General features: G+C 41.3%; 20 protein-coding genes and 1 pseudogene. 9 read left to right on the top strand and 12 right to left on the bottom strand.

Translation table 11 applies throughout. The annotated features are described in order from the left end of the window. Positions 1 to 3 precede the first annotated feature (3 nt). Positions 4 to 1905, bottom strand: a complete 1902-nt coding sequence (locus EKB01_RS02375) for an ABC-F family ATP-binding cassette domain-containing protein (RefSeq protein ID WP_084873143.1) — start codon at positions 1903 to 1905, stop codon at positions 4 to 6. Positions 1906 to 2132: 227 nt separating this feature from the next. On the opposite strand from EKB01_RS02375, the gene EKB01_RS02370 reads away from it, so the two are divergent. After that, complete coding sequence (locus EKB01_RS02370; RefSeq protein ID WP_084873145.1) at positions 2133 to 3851, top strand: phospho-sugar mutase; 1719 nt, start codon at positions 2133 to 2135, stop codon at positions 3849 to 3851. Positions 3852 to 3961: 110 nt separating this feature from the next. Continuing rightward, a complete protein-coding gene (locus EKB01_RS02365; protein WP_084873147.1) occupies positions 3962 to 4309 on the top strand; it encodes a PedC/BrcD family bacteriocin maturation disulfide isomerase in 348 nt (115 codons plus the stop codon). A 33-nt stretch (positions 4310 to 4342) separates the two neighbouring features. On the opposite strand, the gene EKB01_RS02360 is transcribed toward EKB01_RS02365, so the two are convergent. From EKB01_RS02360 to EKB01_RS02325, 8 genes are all read right to left on the bottom strand, one after another. Continuing rightward, on the bottom strand, positions 4343 to 5152 hold the full coding sequence (locus tag EKB01_RS02360; RefSeq protein WP_084873149.1) for an MBL fold metallo-hydrolase: 810 nt from the start codon (positions 5150 to 5152) through the stop codon (positions 4343 to 4345). A 1-nt stretch (position 5153) separates the two neighbouring features. Next, positions 5154 to 6506 carry a cell wall metabolism sensor histidine kinase VicK gene (gene vicK, locus EKB01_RS02355; protein WP_084873151.1) on the bottom strand — a complete coding sequence of 451 codons (1353 nt, stop codon included), beginning with the start codon at positions 6504 to 6506 and terminating at the stop codon, positions 5154 to 5156. Further along, on the bottom strand, positions 6499 to 7206 hold the full coding sequence (gene yycF / locus EKB01_RS02350) for a response regulator YycF (RefSeq protein ID WP_167265570.1): 708 nt from the start codon (positions 7204 to 7206) through the stop codon (positions 6499 to 6501). Before yycF ends, vicK begins: the two co-directional genes overlap by 8 nt. 69 nt (positions 7207 to 7275) lie before the next feature. Next, positions 7276 to 8442: an A/G-specific adenine glycosylase gene (gene mutY, locus EKB01_RS02345; protein WP_167265568.1), complete on the bottom strand. Its 1167-nt coding sequence runs from the start codon at positions 8440 to 8442 to the stop codon at positions 7276 to 7278. Positions 8443 to 8524: 82 nt separating this feature from the next. Continuing rightward, on the bottom strand, positions 8525 to 9499 hold the full coding sequence (gene pta / locus EKB01_RS02340) for a phosphate acetyltransferase (RefSeq protein WP_000451563.1): 975 nt from the start codon (positions 9497 to 9499) through the stop codon (positions 8525 to 8527). Between the two features lie 43 nt (positions 9500 to 9542). Beyond that, positions 9543 to 10439: an RluA family pseudouridine synthase gene (locus EKB01_RS02335; protein ID WP_167265566.1), complete on the bottom strand. Its 897-nt coding sequence runs from the start codon at positions 10437 to 10439 to the stop codon at positions 9543 to 9545. Further along, on the bottom strand, positions 10436 to 11254 hold the full coding sequence (locus EKB01_RS02330) for an NAD kinase (RefSeq protein ID WP_167265564.1): 819 nt from the start codon (positions 11252 to 11254) through the stop codon (positions 10436 to 10438). Before EKB01_RS02330 ends, EKB01_RS02335 begins: the two co-directional genes overlap by 4 nt. Beyond that, the gene (locus tag EKB01_RS02325; RefSeq protein WP_167265563.1) at positions 11238 to 11909 is read right to left on the bottom strand and encodes a GTP pyrophosphokinase family protein; all 672 of its coding nucleotides are present in this window, start codon (positions 11907 to 11909) and stop codon (positions 11238 to 11240) included. Before EKB01_RS02325 ends, EKB01_RS02330 begins: the two co-directional genes overlap by 17 nt. A gap of 128 nt (positions 11910 to 12037) precedes the next feature. On the opposite strand from EKB01_RS02325, the gene EKB01_RS02320 reads away from it, so the two are divergent. The 7 genes from EKB01_RS02320 (at position 12038) to EKB01_RS02290 (ending at position 16772) form a co-directional block, all read left to right on the top strand. Further along, a complete protein-coding gene (locus EKB01_RS02320; RefSeq protein ID WP_167265561.1) occupies positions 12038 to 12607 on the top strand; it encodes a CYTH domain-containing protein in 570 nt (189 codons plus the stop codon). 67 nt (positions 12608 to 12674) lie between these two features. Beyond that, positions 12675 to 13634 carry a ribose-phosphate diphosphokinase gene (locus tag EKB01_RS02315; protein ID WP_167265559.1) on the top strand — a complete coding sequence of 320 codons (960 nt, stop codon included), beginning with the start codon at positions 12675 to 12677 and terminating at the stop codon, positions 13632 to 13634. 9 nt (positions 13635 to 13643) lie between these two features. Further along, positions 13644 to 14759 carry a cysteine desulfurase family protein gene (locus tag EKB01_RS02310; RefSeq protein WP_167265557.1) on the top strand — a complete coding sequence of 372 codons (1116 nt, stop codon included), beginning with the start codon at positions 13644 to 13646 and terminating at the stop codon, positions 14757 to 14759. A 4-nt stretch (positions 14760 to 14763) separates the two neighbouring features. Then, positions 14764 to 15111 (top strand): DUF1831 domain-containing protein, encoded by a 348-nt coding sequence (locus EKB01_RS02305; protein WP_000863521.1) that lies wholly within the window; start codon positions 14764 to 14766, stop codon positions 15109 to 15111. A gap of 6 nt (positions 15112 to 15117) precedes the next feature. After that, the gene (locus EKB01_RS02300; protein ID WP_167265555.1) at positions 15118 to 15327 is read left to right on the top strand and encodes a DUF4649 family protein; all 210 of its coding nucleotides are present in this window, start codon (positions 15118 to 15120) and stop codon (positions 15325 to 15327) included. Between the two features lie 98 nt (positions 15328 to 15425). Further along, positions 15426 to 16067 (top strand): redox-sensing transcriptional repressor Rex, encoded by a 642-nt coding sequence (locus tag EKB01_RS02295; protein WP_000695081.1) that lies wholly within the window; start codon positions 15426 to 15428, stop codon positions 16065 to 16067. 15 nt (positions 16068 to 16082) lie between these two features. Then, a complete protein-coding gene (locus tag EKB01_RS02290) occupies positions 16083 to 16772 on the top strand; it encodes a gamma-glutamyl-gamma-aminobutyrate hydrolase family protein (RefSeq protein WP_167265553.1) in 690 nt (229 codons plus the stop codon). Here the strand turns inward: EKB01_RS02290 and radC are convergent. From radC to EKB01_RS02275, 3 genes and pseudogenes are all read right to left on the bottom strand, one after another. Continuing rightward, positions 16769 to 17449 (bottom strand): DNA repair protein RadC, encoded by a 681-nt coding sequence (gene radC, locus EKB01_RS02285; RefSeq protein ID WP_000286939.1) that lies wholly within the window; start codon positions 17447 to 17449, stop codon positions 16769 to 16771. The genes EKB01_RS02290 and radC overlap by 4 nt on opposite strands. A gap of 42 nt (positions 17450 to 17491) precedes the next feature. Further along, a complete protein-coding gene (gene pcrA / locus EKB01_RS02280) occupies positions 17492 to 19783 on the bottom strand; it encodes a DNA helicase PcrA (protein ID WP_167265551.1) in 2292 nt (763 codons plus the stop codon). Positions 19784 to 19871: 88 nt separating this feature from the next. Beyond that, positions 19872 to 20371 (bottom strand): annotated as a pseudogene (locus EKB01_RS02275) (N-acetyltransferase family protein). Positions 20372 to 20421 lie beyond the last annotated feature (50 nt).

The raw sequence follows: 20421 nt of genomic DNA, 5'->3' as shown, positions 1-20421 counted from the left end.
TTCTTACACCTGCTCCGATAATTCTTCCCACTCAAGCATAGCCTCTTCCTGACGATGAGTGATTTTGTCCAGTTCAGCTTGGAGTTGCATCAGTTCACTTGCATCATTTGTTGTTTGCATCTGCTCAGAAATAGTTTGGCTTTGACTTTCTAACTCTTCGATTTCAGCCTCTAAACTCTCGATTTGTCGCATGAGTTTGCGAACTTCTTTTTGACTTTCTTTCTGAGCCTGGTAGTCATTGACTGGACTTGCTTCTTTTTCTTGGTTGCTGGTTGATAGTTCGTCAAACTGACTCGTTTCTACTTCTGCTTTCTTCTCAACATAGTAGTCATAGTCTCCTAGATAGAGGGCCGAACCATTTTCGGACAATTCCAAAACATGTGTAGCCACACGGTTGATAAAGTAACGGTCATGACTGACGAAAAGAAGGGTTCCATCAAAGTCTATCAAGGCATTTTCTAGCACTTCCTTGCTATCAATATCCAAGTGGTTGGTTGGCTCATCCAAAATCAGGAAGTTATTGTTTTCCATTGAAAGTTTGGCAAGAAGTAAACGAGCTTTCTCGCCACCTGACAGCATCCCGACTGACTTTTTAACATCATCTCCTGTGAAAAGGAAGGCACCAAGGCGGTTACGGATTTCAACTTCAGGTGTCAATTTAAAATCATTCCAGAGTTCATCCAGAACAGTATTACTAGGTGTTAACTTACTTTGAGTCTGGTCATAGTAACCAAGCTCAACATTTGCTCCAAAACGCTTCTCGCCTTTGATAAAGGGAATCTGATCCACAATAGACTTGATAAAAGTTGACTTCCCGATGCCATTTGGTCCAACGATGGCAACAGCGTTCATCTTACGAAGGTCTAGGTTGATAGGTTCTGACAATATTTCCCCATCATAGCCAATAGCCGCATTTTCAACAGTCAAAACGACATTACCAGACGTTTTCTCAGACTGGAAGGTCATATTAGCTGATTTCTTACCAGCTTCCGGCTTGTCCAAACGCTCCATTTTTTCCAGTTGCTTACGACGAGATTGGGCACGTTTGGTTGTCGAAGCTCGTACTAGATTGCGATTGACAAAGTCTTCCAGAGAAGCAATTTCCTTCTGCTGCTTTTCATAATTTTTTGCCTCAGTAGCTAGTTTTTGCTCCTTTAATTCGACAAAACGAGAATAATTTCCCACATAGCGATCCAAAGAATGCTTGGTCAAATCGAGCGTAATCGTCGCAACCTTGTCCAAGAAATAACGGTCGTGGCTGACAATAATGAGAGCACCGTTATAATTTACCAAGTAATTCTCCAACCAGGCTATCGTTTCAATATCCAAATGGTTGGTAGGTTCATCTAAGACCAAGAGATTCGGCTTTTCAAGGAGCATTTTGGCCAGAGCCAGACGGGTGTTTTGACCACCAGAAAGCTCGGCAATTTTCATCTGCCACATAGACTCATTGAACTTAAATCCATTTAAAATCGATCGAATGTCTGCTTCGTAGGTGAAGCCACCTGCTTGACGAAAATTCTCAGACAAACGGTCGTAATCCGCCATCAGTTTTTCCAACTCAGCACCAGATTTTTCACCCATTTCCAATTCCATCTGGCGCAATTGTTTCTCTGTACAACGCAAGTCATCAAAGACATGAAGCATTTCATCATAAATGGTATTCTCAGACTCAAAACGGCTATCTTGAGCTAGGTAAGAGAGAGAAATATCTTTTCTCTTATTGATTTCTCCACTAGTTGGTTCCTCTTCTCCAACCAAAATCTTTAAAAGGGTGGACTTACCAGCACCATTTTTCCCAACTAGAGCAATGCGGTCTCGTTCATCAACTTGCAGATTGATATGATCAAAAAGAACCTCTCCAGCAAAAGAACGTTCAATTTTATTAGCTTGTAAAATAATCATACATCTATTTTACTATCTTTTTCTCTTTTGCACAATTGCAATGAAAAAAGTTCGAGTCAAAAATCCGAACTATTCATCTTCTTTTTCATTAGAAAGCGTATAGGGCTGTTCTTCTACAATGAAATAAAAGTAAATTTCCTACATTTTAAGTTATGCTATCGTTTTACTAAAATATCAAATCGTGATATAATGAAAGCGATTAAAGCAATAGATAAAGGAGATACTCTATGACTTACCAAGAAAATTATCAAAAATGGGTCGATTTTGCCGACCTTCCCGACTATCTTCGTCAAGATTTAGAAAACATGGACGAAAAAACAAAAGAAGATGCTTTCTACACCAATCTTGAATTTGGTACTGCAGGTATGCGTGGCTTGATCGGTGCAGGTACAAACCGCATCAACATCTATGTTGTTCGTCAAGCAACTGAAGGTTTGGCTCGTTTGATTGAGTCAAAAGGTGGAAATGAAAAAGAACGTGGTGTTGCGATCGCCTATGATAGTCGCCACTTCTCACCTGAGTTTGCCTTTGAATCTGCTGCAGTTCTTGCTAAACACGGTATCAAATCTTACGTATTTGAAAGCCTTCGTCCAACTCCAGAACTTTCATTTGCAGTTCGTCACCTCAACTGTTTTGCAGGTATCATGATTACTGCCAGCCATAACCCTGCTCCATTTAATGGTTACAAGGTTTATGGTGAAGACGGTGGACAAATGCCTCCACACGACGCGGACGCTTTGACAACTTACATCCGTGCAATCGAAAATCCATTTGCTGTGGAAGTTGCTGATGTCGAAGCTGAAAAAGCTTCTGGCTTGATTGAAGTTATCGGCGAAGCTGTTGATGCAGAATACCTCAAAGAAGTAAAAGATGTAAATATCAACCCAGCCTTGATTGAAGAGTTTGGTAAAGACATGAAGATTGTCTACACACCACTTCATGGTACTGGTGAAATGTTGGCTCGCCGTGCTCTTGCACAAGCAGGATTTGACTCAGTTCAAGTCGTTGAAGCCCAAGCAACTCCAGACCCAGACTTCTCAACTGTTAAATCTCCAAACCCAGAAAACCAAGCAGCCTTTGCACTTGCTGAAGAACTCGGCCGTCAAGTTGGTGCTGATGTTCTTGTGGCGACTGACCCAGACGCTGACCGTGTTGGTGTTGAAGTTCTTCAAAAAGATGGTAGCTACCTCAACCTTTCAGGTAACCAAATCGGTGCTATCATGGCTAAATACATCTTGGAAGCTCATAAGAGTGCTGGAACCCTTCCTGAAAATGCTGCTCTCTGCAAATCCATCGTATCAACTGACTTGGTAACGAAGATTGCTGAAAGCTACGGCGCAACTATGTTCAACGTCTTGACAGGTTTCAAATTTATCGCTGAAAAAATCCAAGAATTCGAAGAAAAACACAATCACACCTACATGATGGGATTTGAAGAAAGCTTCGGTTACTTGATTAAGCCATTCGTACGTGATAAAGATGCTATCCAAGCCGTTCTTGTCGTTGCTGAGCTTGCTGCTTACTACCGTTCACGTGGTTTGACTCTTGCTGACGGTATCGAAGAAATCTACAAAGAATACGGCTACTACGCTGAAAAGACTATTTCTGTTACCCTTTCTGGTGTTGATGGTGCCGAACAAATCAAAGCGATTATGGCTAAATTCCGTAACAATGCTCCAAAAGAATGGAACTCAACAGCTATCACTGTCGTAGAAGACTTCAAGGCTCAAACTGCTACTGCTGCTGACGGTACTGTTACAAACTTGACAACTCCTCCAAGTGATGTTTTGAAATACACACTTGCTGACGGTTCATGGATTGCTGTTCGCCCTTCAGGTACTGAACCAAAAATCAAGTTCTACATTGCCGTTGTGGGTGAAAACAACGAAGATTCACAAGCTAAGATTGCTAACATCGAAGCGGAAATCAATGCGTTTGTGAAATAACACTCTATAAAGATGAGATAAACTAGTCTCATCTTTTTTTCGTATCAAATCTAAGCAATTTTAGGAACTTTGTGGCATACTAGACATATCAATGAAAGCGAGGTAAACTCATGGAACAATTTTTAGAAAATATTAAAGATCTTGAAGTCACAACTGTTTCCCGTGCTCAAAAAGCACTTGATAAGAGAGAAACTGCAACCTTCTTTATTGGTCGTAAAACTTGCCCTTACTGCCGTAAATTTGCTGGCACTTTGGCTGGTGTCGTTGCTGAGACAAAAGCGCACATCTACTTCATCAACAGTGAAGAACCAAGCCAACTCAATGAGTTGCAAGAATTCCGCTCACGTTATGGAATCCCAACTGTGCCAGGTTTTGTCCACGTTGCAGATGGACAAATCAAGGTCCGTTGTGACTCTTCAATGTCAGCACAAGAAATCAAGGAATTTGCTGGATTGTAAAAAACATATAAAAAGAAGGCACTCGCCTTCTTTTTATATATCTGTCAATGGTGTTGCTGTATCTGGTGAGGTGTCGTAAACTTTAAAGTCTACTCCTACTCCCAGATCAGCCTGTGCTAGCTGGTTGACCATAGTCATATGAGCCAGCTCCTTGATATTGTTCTCTTTGGACAAATGCCCGAGGTAGATTTTCTTGGTTCGATTTCCCATTGCACGAATCATGGCCTCAGCACCATCCTCGTTAGAGAGGTGACCGAGATCCGATAGGATTCGCTGTTTTAGACGCCAAGCGTAAGATCCTGATCGCAAAATCTCTACGTCGTGGTTGGACTCGATGAGATAACCGTCTGCATTTTCGACAATTCCTGCCATTCTATCACTAACATAGCCTGTATCGGTCAACATGACGAAGCTCTTGTCGTCTTTCATAAAGCGGTAAAACTGTGGTGCTGCTGCATCATGGCTAACCCCAAAACTCTCAATGTCGATATCACCAAAGGTTTTGGTTTTACCCATTTCAAAAATATGCTTCTGCGATGAATCCACCTTGCCAAGATACTTGCTATTTTCCATAGCCTGCCAAGTCTTTTCATTGGCGTAAAGGTCCATACCATATTTGCGAGCCAATACACCAACTCCATGAATATGATCTGAATGTTCATGCGTAATCAAAATCGCATCCAAATCTTCAGGTTTGCGATTGATTTCGCTCAAAAGACTGGTGATTTTCTTACCAGACAAGCCCGCATCCACTAAGATTTTCTTTTTTGGGGTTTCCAGATAAAAGGAATTTCCACTGGAACCTGATGCTAAAATACTGTATTTAAAGCCTTTTTCACTCATTCTAGTCTTCTATTTCGTCCTCCCATATTTCTTCTTTTACGGCATCCTTATCATAAGGGAGCACTATGGTAAAGGTTGAGCCCTTACCGTATTCGCTTTTTGCCCAAATAAAACCATTGTGTTGTTTGATGATTTCTTTCGCGATAGCCAGACCCAGACCAGTTCCACCTTGAGCACGACTTCTTGCGCGATCCACACGGTAAAAGCGGTCAAAAATCCTAGGCAAATCTTGTTTTGGAATCCCAAGACCCTGGTCAGAAATTGATAAGATCATCTGGTCATCCGTGGTTTTCATGCTGACCGTAATTTTCCCACCATCTGGGGAATACTTGATGGCATTGTTAAGAATATTATCAATCACCTGGGTCATCTTATCCGTATCAATCTCAATCCAAACTGAAGTTATTGGATAATCTCTCACTAGCTCATATTTTTTCTCTTCATCCTGATTTCTCATCTTATCAAAACGGTTGAGGATAAAGGTGATAAAGGCTGTAAAGTTAATCAACTCTATATCCAGTTTACTAGTCGCATTGTCAATACGAGAGAGATGCAAGAGATCTGTCACCATACGCATCATACGGTTGGTTTCATCGAGTGAAACCTTGATAAAATCAGGAGCAACAGGATCATACAGGGCTCCCTCGTCTAAGGCTTCGAGATAAGATTTAACACTGGTCAAAGGAGTACGCAACTCATGACTGACGTTCGAAACAAAGAGTCTCCGCTCACGCTCTTCCTTCTCCTGCTCGGTTGTATCATGCAAAACGGCAACCAAACCAGAGATGAACCCAGACTCGCGGCGGACAAGGGCAAAACGTACACGAAGGCTCAAATATTCACCATTAGCATCCTGGGAGTCAATCGTCAACTCAGGAATCTGTGTAATCAGGTCACGCAGCTCATACTCATCTTCTATCTTGAGTAATTCGAGGATGCTGCTTTTATTCAGAACATCTTCTTTCTGCACACCGAGCTGTTTCTTGGCCATATCGTTGATCATAGTAATCTGGCCACGGCGATTGGTCGCAAGGACACCATCTGTCATATAAGAGAGAATGCTATGCAACCTTTTACTCTCTTGTTCCAAATTTTCTTGGGTCAAACGAATAACTTCTGACAAATCATTCAGGTTATTGGTGATGTTGGTGATCTCTGTACTACCTTGCAAGTCCAAAACTTGAGAATAATCACCTGCAATTAAGTCCTTAACCTTCTGATTTATCTCTTTTAACCGGATGTTATCCCGACGGTTTTCCAGCAAGAGCAAGGTCACCACTAGGATAAAGCCAAGTAAAATCAGGATAAAGATAAAATCACTGGTCAGAATAGTTTGTCTAATATCTTCAATCATTATTTTTCATATAGTAGCCAACACCACGACGTGTGAGGATATACTCTGGACGGCTTGGTGTGTCTTCAATTTTCTCACGCAAACGTCGGATAGTCACATCCACCGTACGAACATCACCAAAATAGTCATACCCCCAGACAGTCTCAAGCAAGTGTTCACGCGTAATCACTTGTCCAATATGAGAGGCCAAGTGATACAAGAGTTCAAACTCACGGTGGGTCAAATCTAATTCCTCACCATATTTCTTAGCCACGTAAGCATCTGGAACGATTTCCAAATCACCAATTTGTAAGGGCTGCGTCTTCTTCTCATCAGACTCTTGGTTATCTACTGAAACTAGATCTGTACGACGAAGCAGAGCCTTGACACGTGCTTGCAACTCACGATTTGAGAAAGGTTTTGTAACATAATCATCTGCACCTAACTCCAAACCGATAACCTTGTCAAACTCGCTATCCTTAGCTGAGAGCATGATAATCGGCACACTGCTAGTCTTACGAATAGCTTTAGCAACTTCTAAACCATCAATTTCAGGGAGCATCAAGTCGAGGATAATAATATCCGGTTGCTCAGCTTCAAATAGCTCAATTGCTTCACGACCATTAAATGCGGTTACAACTTCGTAACCTTCCTTGGTCATATTAAACTTAATAATATCCGAGATTGGTTTCTCATCATCTACAATTAATATTTTTTTCATTTTATCACCTTTTCTCTATCTATTATAACAAAAAAATACAAAGAAGGCACAAATGGCTACTGTAAGCCTTCATATTCGAGAGTTGTTTTTATAAGCCTGCCAAATTTTTTGTTGAGGTTTAGCCAGTGGATAATCAGAAAACTCCTGAGGAGAAACCCAACGAACTTCTCTGTCAGAAAACTGTTTCGAATCTGTCACTTGACCTGCTAGGATTTGAATATGCCATTTCCGATGACTAAATACATGCTTGACCTGGTCAAATACTTGCTGGGACCAATTCACTTCTAAATCATAATCCTGCTCAAAGTTTTCTTGAGGGCTTGGTCCAAAAGCCCTGTTTTCCTCTTTGACTTGAGAAAAGAGATCTAGTTGATTATCATCGCTAGAGAAATCGTCAACTTCAATCAGTGGGAAATGCCAAAAACCAGCTAACAGTTTCTCACTTTCATTTTTCTCTAGTAAATATTGACCACGGTCATTGCACACAACCAAAGCCTTGAGATAGATTGGGAGGGGCTTTTTCTTGGGTTCTTTAATCGGATATACATCCATAGTTCCATTCTGATAGGCTGCACTAAAGTCCTTAACAGGGCTTTCTTCTGGTCTAGGATTAACTGGCGCCTCTATGTCAGAACCTAAATCCATCAGAGCTTGGTTAAAGTCTCCTGGCCGTTCTGGGTCAATCAATATTTCCATCATGGCTTGGAAAATCTTTCGATTACTGGGAACTCCGATATCATGATTAACCTCAAACAAGCGTGCCAAAACCCGCATGACATTGCCATCGACCGCTGGCTCGGGCAAGTTAAAAGCAATACTGGAAATTGCCCCCGCAGTGTAAGGGCCAATTCCTTTCAGGCAAGATATTCCTTCATAGGTATCTGGAAATTGCCCCCCAAAGTCAGATATAATCTGCTGAGCTGCGGCCTGCATATTGCGTACTCGAGAATAATAGCCCAAACCCTCCCAAGCCTTCAACAGACGCTCTTCAGGGGCATTCGCCAAACTTTCTACTGTTGGAAACCCGTCCAAGAATCGTTCGTAGTATGGAATAACTGTATCCACTCTGGTCTGCTGGAGCATGATTTCAGATACCCAGATGTGATAAGGATTTTTACTTCTCCGCCAAGGCAAATCTCGCTTGTTTTCATCATACCAGTTGAGGAGTTTTTCACGAAAAGACATAATCTTCTCCTCCGGCCACATGATGATACCGTATTCTTTCAAATCTAACATATATCTAGTATAACATAGAAGCTTCTAACTGTCCTTTTCTCAGTACTAAAAAGCCTCTTCCCATGGGAAAGAGGACTAAATCTTATTGATGAACTGCTTGAGCTGCTGTGATAAGGGTCAACTTGTACACATCATCTGCATTACATCCACGAGAAAGGTCGTTAACAGGTTTGTTCAAACCTTGCAATACAGGACCTACAGCCGCAAAACCACCGAGACGTTCTGCAATCTTATAGCCAATATTCCCCGCTTCGATACCAGGGAAGATAAAGACAGTTGCTTGCCCAGCAACGTTACTTCCTGGAGCTTTCAATGCTGCAGTTTCAGGGTGGAAGGCCGCATCAAATTGCAATTCTCCATCGATTTCAAGGTCAGGACGCAAATCGTGTGCAATTTTTGTTGCTTCAACAACTTTATCAACACTATCACCAAAACCTGAGCCTTTAGTAGAGTAGCTCAACATTGCAATTTTAGGTTCGATGCCAAACATTTTAGCTGTAATAGCTGAGTTGATAGCAATCTCAGCCAAGGCTTCCGCATCTGGATTGATATTAATGGCACAGTCACCAAATAGGTAACGTTCCGTACCACGAACCATGAGGAAGGCACCTGACGTACGAGTAACGTTTGGACGAGTTTTAATGATTTGTAGGGCTGGGCGAACTGTTGAGGCAGTTGAGTGAATAGCTCCTGACACCATACCGTCAACCAATCCCAAGTATACTAGCATCACACCAAAGTAGTTGACATCTTCAACCAAAACTTTACGCGCTTCTTCTTCAGTCATTTTGCCCTTACGACGCTCTACTAAGGCAGCAACCATTTCTTCGAATTGAGGATAGTGTTGGGGATCAATTACTTCATAACCATCCATGATCCCTTCGATTTCAAGATAAATTTTGATTTTTTCTGGGTTCCCAAGCAAAACAGGAACAACTTCTGTTTCTTTTACCAAGCGTTTTGTTGCCTGAAGAATACGAGGTTCTTCCCCTTCAGGGAGAACAATACGAGCATTTTTGCCAACTAGGTTGGCTTTGAGATTTTCAAAAACTTCCATGAGTTTTCTCCTTTAAGAAAATAAATTATACTCCAAATAGATTTTAAAGAGTATTAGTTGATAACTGAGTAATAAGATTGCTGAAATCATCCGGTAAGGGGCTTTCTAGTTGCAAATCGTGCTCTAGAAAGGGATGATAAAAAGATAAATAATGACAATGCAAGGCCTGACGCTGAATGCCGTCGTCTAAGCTTCCTCCATAGAGATCGTCTCCTAAAAGAGGAAAACCGATGTGAGAAAAATGCACTCGGATCTGATGAGTTCGTCCAGTATGCAGTTGAATATCGACCAAGTGAATATTTCCGTAAGAAGCTACAACTTTATATGATGTATGGGCGTATTTCCCACCCTTGGCAACTCGTCTCGTGATAATGGAATCTTCATCACGCGCAATCGGGGCGATAATCTCCCCTTCAGTCTCCAAGACACCAGCTCCTTTAACCAAAGCAAAGTAGCGTTTCTCGATAGACTTTCGTTGCAGTTGCTTGTCTAAACGTGCATGAGCGTAGCCGTGCTTGGCAAAAAGCATCAAACCAGATGTATCTCTATCTAGCCTAGTCACGATGTGAACTTGCTGGTTTTCATAATTTTGCTTGACATAGTAGCCCTTGATAAAATTGGCAATGGTATTGGAGTGATTGACACTTGGGATGGATGCTACTCCATAAGGCTTATTTAAAACCAGAAAATGGTCATCCTCATACAAGATATCTAGAGGACGATCAATGGCTTCAAGAGTTTCAAAGCCTTCCTCTGCTGGAATATCAATGATAACCCTGTCTCCAACATCTAAGAGATAAGTCGCATTTTGAGGTTGATCATTGACCAAGATAGCCCCACCTCGAAACTTTATCTTAGCCAACAGTCCTTTAGAAACCTCGTGTTTCTTAAGAAAGGTTTTGACTTTGACATGTTCATCTGCGATAAATTCAAACCTCATTCGTCCACCTCGCCGATGAAGGCATCTTTGACACGATTCCAGAAACTAGTGTGACTTGGAGTCGCTACGAAGTGAATCTTATGATGGTCGATTTGATACTCAACCCGTTCGATATTACGGAAGGAATAGATACTATTGTCAACCGATAACGTGTGATAGTCATTACGAGTCGGTAAGAGTTCAATCTTATCTTTTTTGGGAATAATGATTGATGATCCCAGAGTGCGATAAACTCGGTTATTAAGACTCGCTATTTCTGTCAGTTGCAAGGCTTCAATAGTAGGGTGTAAAACAGCTCCCCCCAAGGACTTGTTATAGGCAGTGCTTCCCGTCGGCGTTGAAACAGTCACTCCATCTCCACGAAATCGCTCGAACGGAACATGGTTAATGATGATATCCGCAACCATGGTCCGGTCTGATCGACGGATACTCGCTTCATTTAAGGCCCGGAAGATTTTCACTTCTCCATTTTCAAGCGTTACCTTGACATTCAAAACAGGATAGGAAACTTTGGCTCCAGTATCTAGTAGGAGATTGGTAACCAACTGATCCAACTCAAAATCGCGATAATCTGTATAAAATCCCAAGTGTCCTGTATGTACGCCAATAAATCGAACTTTATCTAACTGATTCTCATACTTATGAAAGGCAGACAAAAGCATCCCATCCCCGCCAATCGAAATGACGATGTCGGGATTTGTATCATTAATTATAAAATGCTGTTTTTTGAGTTTTTCTCTCAGTTTATGTAAAACTTTCTGACTCTGTGGCTTTCTATTAGCTATGAGGTCAACTCGTTTACCTGTATTCTTCATCTGTATCGTCACTATTTCCTACACCGTCGTTTAGTTTTCTACTCAAAGGATCAAAGAGAGCCTGCGCTTCCTGAATGTCATCTCGAATCTTCCCCATTTCTTCATCTAGTTGATGAGCAATTTTGGCCGTGATTTCTAGTCTTTTTTTGATTTCTTCTGGGAAATCCCCCTGATACTTATAATTGAGCGAATGCTCAATGGTAGCCCAGAAATTCATAGCCAAGGTCCGGATTTGAATTTCAGCCAGAATCGTCTTGACACCACTGATGGTGTCAACTGTATACTCTACCACCACATGATAGGAGCGATAGCCCGAAGCCTTCCGATGGGTGATATAATCCCGTTCCTGAACGACTCTCATATCATGGCGTTTGCGTAAAATTGCAACAACCTCCTGAACATCATCTACAAATTGAACCATGACACGCAGCCCTGCGATATCTTGCAGGTCATTTTCCAGAGTTGCATAAGTAATTCCTCGACGAGCCATTTTTTCTTTGATACTTTCAATCGGCTTCACCCGTCCAGTAACAAACTCAATCGGAGAGTGCTTGTTTTGTTTACGATATTGTTTTCGAATTCCACGAAGCTTAATCTTCAATTCACCAACAGCTTGAATGTAAGGATCTAAAAATTCTTCCCATTCTATGGTCATATTTTCTCCCTTGTAATGTTTGATTGCCCTGTCGAAAATCTTTGATTTTTTCAGTACATTCGTATACAATAAATACATTGTACATTATACCATAAATCGCTTTCAAAGATATAGAAAAGGTTAAAAAAATGAAACATTTAGAAATTGAACTGAAAACACTACTGAAAAAAGAGGATTACGATCATTTAAAAGAACAGTTTTCCCATATCCAACCCGTCCTACAGAAAAACTACTACATTGATACACCTGATTTCCAATTGCGTGAAAAAAAGGTTGCCATGCGCATTCGCATCTTTTCAGATTGGGCGGAGTTGACCTTGAAAGTGCCACAAACTGTAGGAAATATGGAATACAATCAGAAACTGAATCTTCCAGAGGCTGAATCTTACCTAGAAAAACAAATACTTCCTCAAGGACTCGTTCTAGAGAAGCTCACTAAGATTGGCATTGAAAGTCATGATTGGCTTATTCTAGGTTGCCTTTCAACCCTTCGTTACGAAATGGAAACGTCGATTGGTCTAATGGCACTAGATGAAAGTCACTACTTTGATCATACAGACTACGAACTGGAGCTAGAAGTCACCGATCACGAGGAAGGAAAACGAGATTTTCAGCAATTTCTTTCAGAAAATGGTATTACTTACCAAAAAGCTCCTTCAAAATTAATTCGTTTTATTAAAAGCATGAAAAAATGCTGAAATAATCTCCATTTTTTGGTAAAATAATGAAGATAAAATATTTAGAGTTTACAGAGGACGGTCTATAATGTCAGATAGAAACAACATGAAACTTTTTGCACTTAATTCCAATCATGAAATTGCACAAAAAATCGCGGAAACAGTTGGGGTACCTCTCGGAAAATTATCTTCTCGCCAATTTTCTGATGGTGAAATCCAGGTCAACATTGAAGAGAGTGTCCGTGGTTACGATGTCTACATCATCCAATCAACCAGCTACCCCGTTAGCAACCACTTGATGGAGTTATTAATCATGGTTGATGCTTGTGTACGTGCAAGTGCTCATAGTATCAACGTTGTCCTTCCTTACTTTGGTTATGCTCGTCAGGATCGTATCGCTTCTTCTCGCGAACCCCTCACTGCAAAACTGGTTGCAAATATGCTTGTCAAGGCTGGTGTAAGTCGTGTTCTAACACTTGACCTCCACGCTGTTCAGGTTCAAGGTTTCTTTGACATTCCAGTAGATAACCTCTATACAATTCCTCTCTTTGCTAAACACTACAGCGATAAAGGGTTGCTGGGATCAGATGTCGTTGTTGTTAGTCCAAAAAACTCTGGTGTCAAACGTGCCCGTAGCTTAGCTGAATATTTAGATGCACCAATCGCAATCATCGACTATGCTCAAGACGATTCAGAGCGTAGCCAAGGCTATATCATCGGTGATGTTGAAGGCAAGAAGGCCATTTTGATTGATGATATCCTAAATACTGGACGTACTTTCTCAGAAGCAGCAAAAATAGTCGAACACGGAGGTGCTACTGAGATCTATGCCGTATCTAGTCACGGACTCTTTGTAGAAGGAGCTGCTGAACTTCTAGACGCGACTAACATTAAAGAAATCCTTGTGACAGACTCTGTAGCAACCAAAGAAAGAACTCCAGAAAATGTATGTTATATCACCGCTAGCGAATTGATTGGTGATGCCATCGTCCGTATCCACGAAAGAAAACCAGTTAGCCCACTCTTTGCATATAATAGAAAGGAATAAGGTGATTCTTTGATCTATTTGGACAATGCTGCTACTACTCCAATGTCAGCAGTAGCTCTCGCAGAAATGACCAAGGTCATGCAAGAAACCCATGGGAATCCTTCAAGTATTCACAGTCATGGTCGCCATGCTGGTAAACTACTCCGTGAAGCCCGTCAGGAGTTAGCTCACTTACTAGGAACCAAGCCACAACGAATCTTTTTCACATCTGGGGGAACAGAGAGTAACAATACAGCCATTATCGGCTATTGTCTCCGTCATCAAGAACGTGGCAAACACATCATCACCACAGCTATTGAACACCATTCTGTCCTTGAAACCATTGATTATCTGGTTCAACATTTTGGCTTTGAAGCTACCATCATCCAACCAGTAAATCAAGAGATTACGGCGCAGCAGATTCAAGAAGCTTTACGTGACGATACCATCCTCGTTTCTACCATGTATGCCAATAATGAAACAGGTAGTCTCTTACCTATCGCTGAGATTGGACAGGTTTTAAAAGAACATCCTGCTGCTTATCATGTTGATGCTGTTCAAGCTATCGGAAAAATCCCTATCCATCCAGAAGAATTAGGAATTGATTTCCTCAGTGCTTCCGCACACAAATTCCATGGACCAAAAGGAATCGGCTTTCTTTATGCATCTTCCGCGGACTTTGATTCCTACCTTCACGGTGGAGACCAAGAACAAAAGAAACGGGCTGGAACAGAAAATCTCGCTGCCATTGTAGGCATGGCTGCTGCCCTCAAAGAAGACTTGGATCATCAGGCTGACTATTACCAAAAACTAGAGGGTTTAAAATCTGCTTTTCTTGATGAAATTGCGGAACTCAATTTTTATCTCAATGAGGGTCAAGATCAACTGCCTTATGTTTTCAATATCGGTTTCCCTGGTCAAAAAAATGATTTGCTTTTGCTTCGGTTAGACCTAGAAGGAATTTCAATCTCAACCGGTTCCGCCTGTACTGCTGGTATTGTGCAGACCAGTCATGTACTCGAAGCTCTTTATGGATCGGATTCCCATCGTTTAAAAGAGTCTGTCCGTATCAGTCTTTCTCCTCTTAATACCGAAATAGAACTGAAACAACTGGCACAAACCTTAAAAAATATTATTGGAGATTAACCTAATGGCATTCGAAAAAACCATTAAACTACAAAACTGTCGCTACGACTATACACTCAGTCCATCTGTAAAAAAGTTTACACTCAAAGACAATACTTTCTTTGAAACAAAAGTCGGAAACTACGAACTGACTCGTTTACTTGAAAAAGTTCCTAACAGTGGTGAAGGTTTCCAACTGAAAATTATCATCAATAAAGAGCTTACAGGTGTTAAAATTAATATCACTGACAAATCCGGTCTTCGTTTGGTGAATATCTTTAAATCTGAAGAACACCATATCCACCAAGAGAAGTTCTACTTCCTCATGGACAGTCTTGTAGAACGCGGAATCTTCACAAAAGAAGAAAGATAATTTGCTATGTATCATCTCACATATAAAGATAGCTATCAAGTAGAACGCACACTTGAATTTGCCGATTACGAAGAGCTTATGCTAGCCCTATCAGGCTGTGTCACCCTGCCCGACACTCTCCTAATTAGCTCCTTAACACTGAATGATAAAGTGATTTATCAAGGATTAGTTGGCGATCTCTACCGTTTTTTATCACAAACTAATTTTTCAGATTAAAACTAAGAATTCTCTTAGTTTTTTCTTATTTTCGTTGATTTTTGTTGATTTTTTCACAATGTTTCTATAAAATAGAAGGATAGAAAGGTTGTGATTTTGTGAAAATTAAACAGTCTGCTATTCCAAAAGCAACAGCAAAAAGACTCTCTCTTTACTATCGAATTTTCAAGAGATTTCATGCCGAGAAAATCGAACGTGCCAACTCCAAACAAATTGCAGAGGCTATCGGTATCGATTCTGCGACCGTTCGTCGAGATTTTTCCTACTTTGGTGAACTTGGACGTCGTGGATTTGGCTATGATGTCAAAAAATTGATGAATTTTTTTGCTGATCTCCTAAATGATAACTCCATCACCAATGTTATGTTGGTTGGGATTGGAAATATGGGCCATGCCCTTCTCCACTACCGCTTCCACGAGCGAAACAAGATGAAAATCATCATGGCCTTTGACCTAGATGATCATCCAGAAGTTGGCACCCAGACACCTGACGGGATTCCAATCTATGGTATCTCTCAGATCAAGGAAAAAATTAAAGAAGCAGATGTCAAAACTGCTATCCTAACAGTTCCAAGTGTTAAATCACAAGAAGTTGCCAATCTTTTGGTCGATGCTGGTATAAAAGGCATTCTCAGTTTTTCTCCTGTCCACCTGCACCTTCCAAAAGATGTGGTCGTTCAGTATGTCGATTTGACAAGTGAACTCCAAACCCTCCTCTATTTTATGCGGAAAGAGGATTAGAAAGCGAAAGCATTTATGAATAAACCAGTTATTGGGATTACAGGAAACGAAAAAGCTCATCCAGATGATGATATCATGATGAGCTATGCAGCAAAAGGCTTTGTTGAAGGAGTCAAGGACGCTGGTGGAATTCCCATCATCCTACCGATTGGTAATCAAGAAATGGCAATCCATTACATCACGATGATTGATAAACTCATCCTAACAGGTGGGCAAAATGTTGATCCAAAATTCTATGGTGAACCCAAAACCATCGATAGTGATGACTACCACCTTCAAAGAGACCTTTTTGAATTAGCCCTTATCAGAGAAGCGATTAAGCAAAAGAAACCAATTTTCTCAGTTTGTCGAGGTACCCAGCTTTTTAACGTTGCCATGGGAGGCACACTTCATCAAGATATCGAAGACCACTGGCAGGATTGTTCAGCCGAATACACGACCCAGCGTCTCCTTACTGAACCAGATACCGTTCTCCGAGAAATCTATGGAGAAATCTCGCATATCAATTCTTTCCACCATCAGAGTATTAAGGATCTAGCTCCTAATCTTAAGGTTGTGGCCTATGATCCCAAGGATAAGATTATTGAGGCAGTCACAACGACAGATGATATCGCCTTTCTCGGCGTCCAATGGCATCCAGAATTTTTATTTGAAAATCGTCCCAAGGATAAAACATTGTTTGACTATGTTGTTAATGAACTTTAAATCAGATCTGTCTTTTCACGGTAACTAAAGTAATCCGAGTGCGAGACAATCAGATGGTCCAAGAAAACAATTCCCATCAGTTCGCAGGCTTCCTTGACTAGTTTAGTGACATGGTCGTCGTTTCGACTAGGAGATACAGCACCAGATGGATGATTGTGAACGAGAATCACTGAGGTAGCCATATGCTTGAGGGCATAGTGAAGAATTTCCCGTGGTTCAGCGATGCTGCGTGTCGCAGATCCGATAAAAATAGTTTGCTGATGGATGATTTGATTTTGAGTATTGAGATAGAGCGCCACTAGGTGCTCTTGTTTTTTGTCACCAAGTTCCTGTTGCATTTTCTTGGCTAGCTTTTGACTACTGAGAATACTTTCCATCTCAAGAGTTTCGTGTTTGTGAATACGATGCCCTAGTTCAATCACCGCTTGTAATTCAATGGCTTTTATTCGCCCTATACCAGACAGACTCTGCAATTCCTGTAGGGTCATTTTTTTCAAATCGGTTAGACTGTTAAGACTATTCAAGACTTTTTGGGCAATTTCAAAGACATTTGCCTGACGCGTTCCCGTTCTGAGCAAAATAGCTAACAACTCTTGATTGCTTAGAGCCTCTACTCCCTCTTTGACTAGTCTTTCTCTAGGCAAGAGTGAATCTTCTTGGAATGAAATACTGTACATAAAAATCCTCCTCACTTTATTATTCGTGAGGAGGATGAAAAATTAGATTTTTTTCTCAATTGGGGCAACGCTGGCTAGGAGTTTTTTCAGACCGACTTCTGGGAAAGTGATTTTCAACTCCTGAGCATCACCGCTACCAGAGACTTCCAGAACAGTTCCCTCTCCCCACTTCTTGTGGAGAGCAATATCTCCAATAGACCAGTTGGTATCGCTTGAATCTTTTTTATTTCCTCCTGCAAACTGTCCAAATGGAAGACCACTTGACTGGATAGAGCTTGGTGCGGCATTACGTTTCCGTTCTTGAAGCGCCTGAGCCAAACTCATTCCTTGACCGAAAGCAATCCCACCACTGCTATAAGAGGCTTTAAAGCTAGTATTCGCTGGACGGGCCAAACCTTGATACTCAAGCAAGTCCGAACTAATTTCATTGATAAAACGAGTTGGACGATTGTAGTTGGTACGCCCAAAAAGCAAGCGAGAGTTGGCATTGGTCAGATAAAGGATCTTTTCTGCGCGTGTGATACCGACATAGGCCAAACGGCGTTCTTCTTCTAGCTCATCTGGATCTTCAGCTGCACGGCTAAGGGGAAAGACATTTTCCTCCATTCCGATGATAAAAACAACTGGGAACTCAAGTCCCTTAGCTGCATGGAGTGTCATCAAAGTCACCTCAGATGTCTCTTGACTGCCCGAATCCGTGTCTGCAATCAAAGCCAAGTCATTCAAGAATCGACTGAGTTTGTCCAAACCTGTTTCCTCTTCTTGACTATCAGGATTGTCGTCAAAATTCTTGGTAACAGATAGGAACTCTTCGATATTTTCAACTCGCGCCTTGCTTTCTAAGGTCGCTTGGGCATTGAGAATATCGATATAACCAGTTTTTTCTAGAACAGCCTCAACCAGCTCGGTGATAGTTAATTGATCCAGTTTTTCCCGCAAATCCAGAATCATATTGGCAAAATCCCAGATAGACTGGGCTGCCTTGCCTTTGATACCAGATAACATGATATTGGCTGAAGCATCTAGCATGGACATATCTTGCATATTCGCAAAATCACGGATTTTTTCAACGGTTCCTGGTCCAATTCCACGTTTTGGCTCGTTGATAATGCGCTCAAAACTGATATTGTCACTCAAATTAGCAATAAGATTAAGGTAGGCAATAATATCGCGAATTTCCTTACGGCTGTAGAACTTGGTCCCACCAACCATAGTATAAGGGATATTGGACTTGAGGAGGGCCTCCTCAATAGTACGAGATTGCGCATTGGTTCGATAAAGAACTGCAAAATCCTTGTGGAGGAAGTTTTGACTACGACCAAGTTCATCTATGGTTTTGGCTACAAAAACAGCCTCATCTTGTTCGTCATTTGCACGATAGTAAATAATCTGTTCCCCATCAGCATTCTGGGTCCAGAGATTCTTAGGTCGACGATTTTTATTGTTTTTGATGACATCGTTGGCTGCTTGGAGAATGGTTTTGGTTGAACGATAATTTTCTTCCAACAAAACGACCTTGGCTTGAGGGTAATCTTTCTCAAAATCCAAGATATTCTGCATATCAGCACCACGCCAACCGTAGATAGACTGGTCCGCATCCCCAACAACACAGATATTTTTAAAGCGTGAAGCCAAAAGCTTGACCAATTGGTACTGGGCATGGTTGGTATCTTGGTACTCATCAACGTGAATGTACTGGAACTTCTGCTGATAGTAGGTCAAAACATCAGGATTCTGATCAAAGAGACGCAGGGTCAGCATAATCAAATCATCAAAATCAACAGACTCTGACTGACGAAGCTCTTTCTGATAGGCTGTATAACACTGGGCTACGATTTGCGTATACATATCACCAGCCTGAGCAGCATAAGCGACATCATCAATCAGGTCATTCTTAGCATTGGAAATGGTTCCCAAAATAGTCCGTTCATTCCATTTTTTAGGATCCAAGTTCAACTGCTTGAGAATGCGTTTCATGAGAGTACGTTGCTCACCAGGATCTACTATGGTAAAATTGCGGTTGTAGCCAATATGATCCGCATCGCGACGTAGGATACGAACACACATGGAGTGAAAGGTCGCAATCAGACAGTCCTGGGTTGCTGGATTGAGCCCATAGGCACGCTCCTTCATCTCACGCGCAGCCTTATTGGTAAAGGTAATGGCCAAAATATTCCAAGGATTGACCATCTTCTCATCAATCAAATAAGCAATACGATGGGTCAAAACTCGGGTCTTCCCAGAACCAGCCCCCGCCATGATTAACAAGGGCCCTTCTGTCGTTTGCACCGCCTCAGCCTGACGGTCATTCATTCCATTCAATAATGCGTTCATTTTCTCTTCCTTACTCTTGAAGTCAATGTTTCTATTATATCAAAAATTAGGGAAAATATCTTTAGCTAGACTGATTGCGTGTGGAATTCTACTCTTTCATATCATCAGGAGGAGTCAATGACTTTTGCATCCAAACGATATCATGCCATTTTTCAAACTTATAGCCTATCTTAGGGAAATGAGCTACTTGTTCATAGCCCCTCTTTCGGTGAAGAGAAATGCTCCTATCATTTGGCAAAGCGATACAAGCTAAGAAGCGTAAGTAACCCCTTGACACTAATTCTTCCTCCAGACAGTCATAGAGTAGACTCCCTAACCCTCGACCTTTGGCTTCTTGGTGCAAGTAAATTGACACTTCAACTGACCAATCATAAGCTCTCCTATCATAATAGGTGGAGGCATAGGCATATCCCAAAATTTTGCCTTCTTCCTCTAGCACTAGATAAGGATATTTAAGCAAGGTCTTTGAAATTCTTCAACACTTGGCACCTCATATTCAAATGTAATGGCTGTATTAAGGACATAGGGAGCATAAATAGCAAGTAGGTCTGGAATATCAGACTCCCTTACTGTTCGAATCGTTGGCATATATTTCTCTTTCTAAAATCGAAAATGAGCTTGGATAGCTTTTCCAAACT

It is taken from the genome of Streptococcus sp. CCUG 71758 (assembly GCF_011714815.1).
Classification (GTDB): domain Bacteria; phylum Bacillota; class Bacilli; order Lactobacillales; family Streptococcaceae; genus Streptococcus; species Streptococcus halitosis.
Note: the sequence above shows the minus strand (reverse complement) of the source record. Positions and strands in the feature narration are given on the sequence as shown.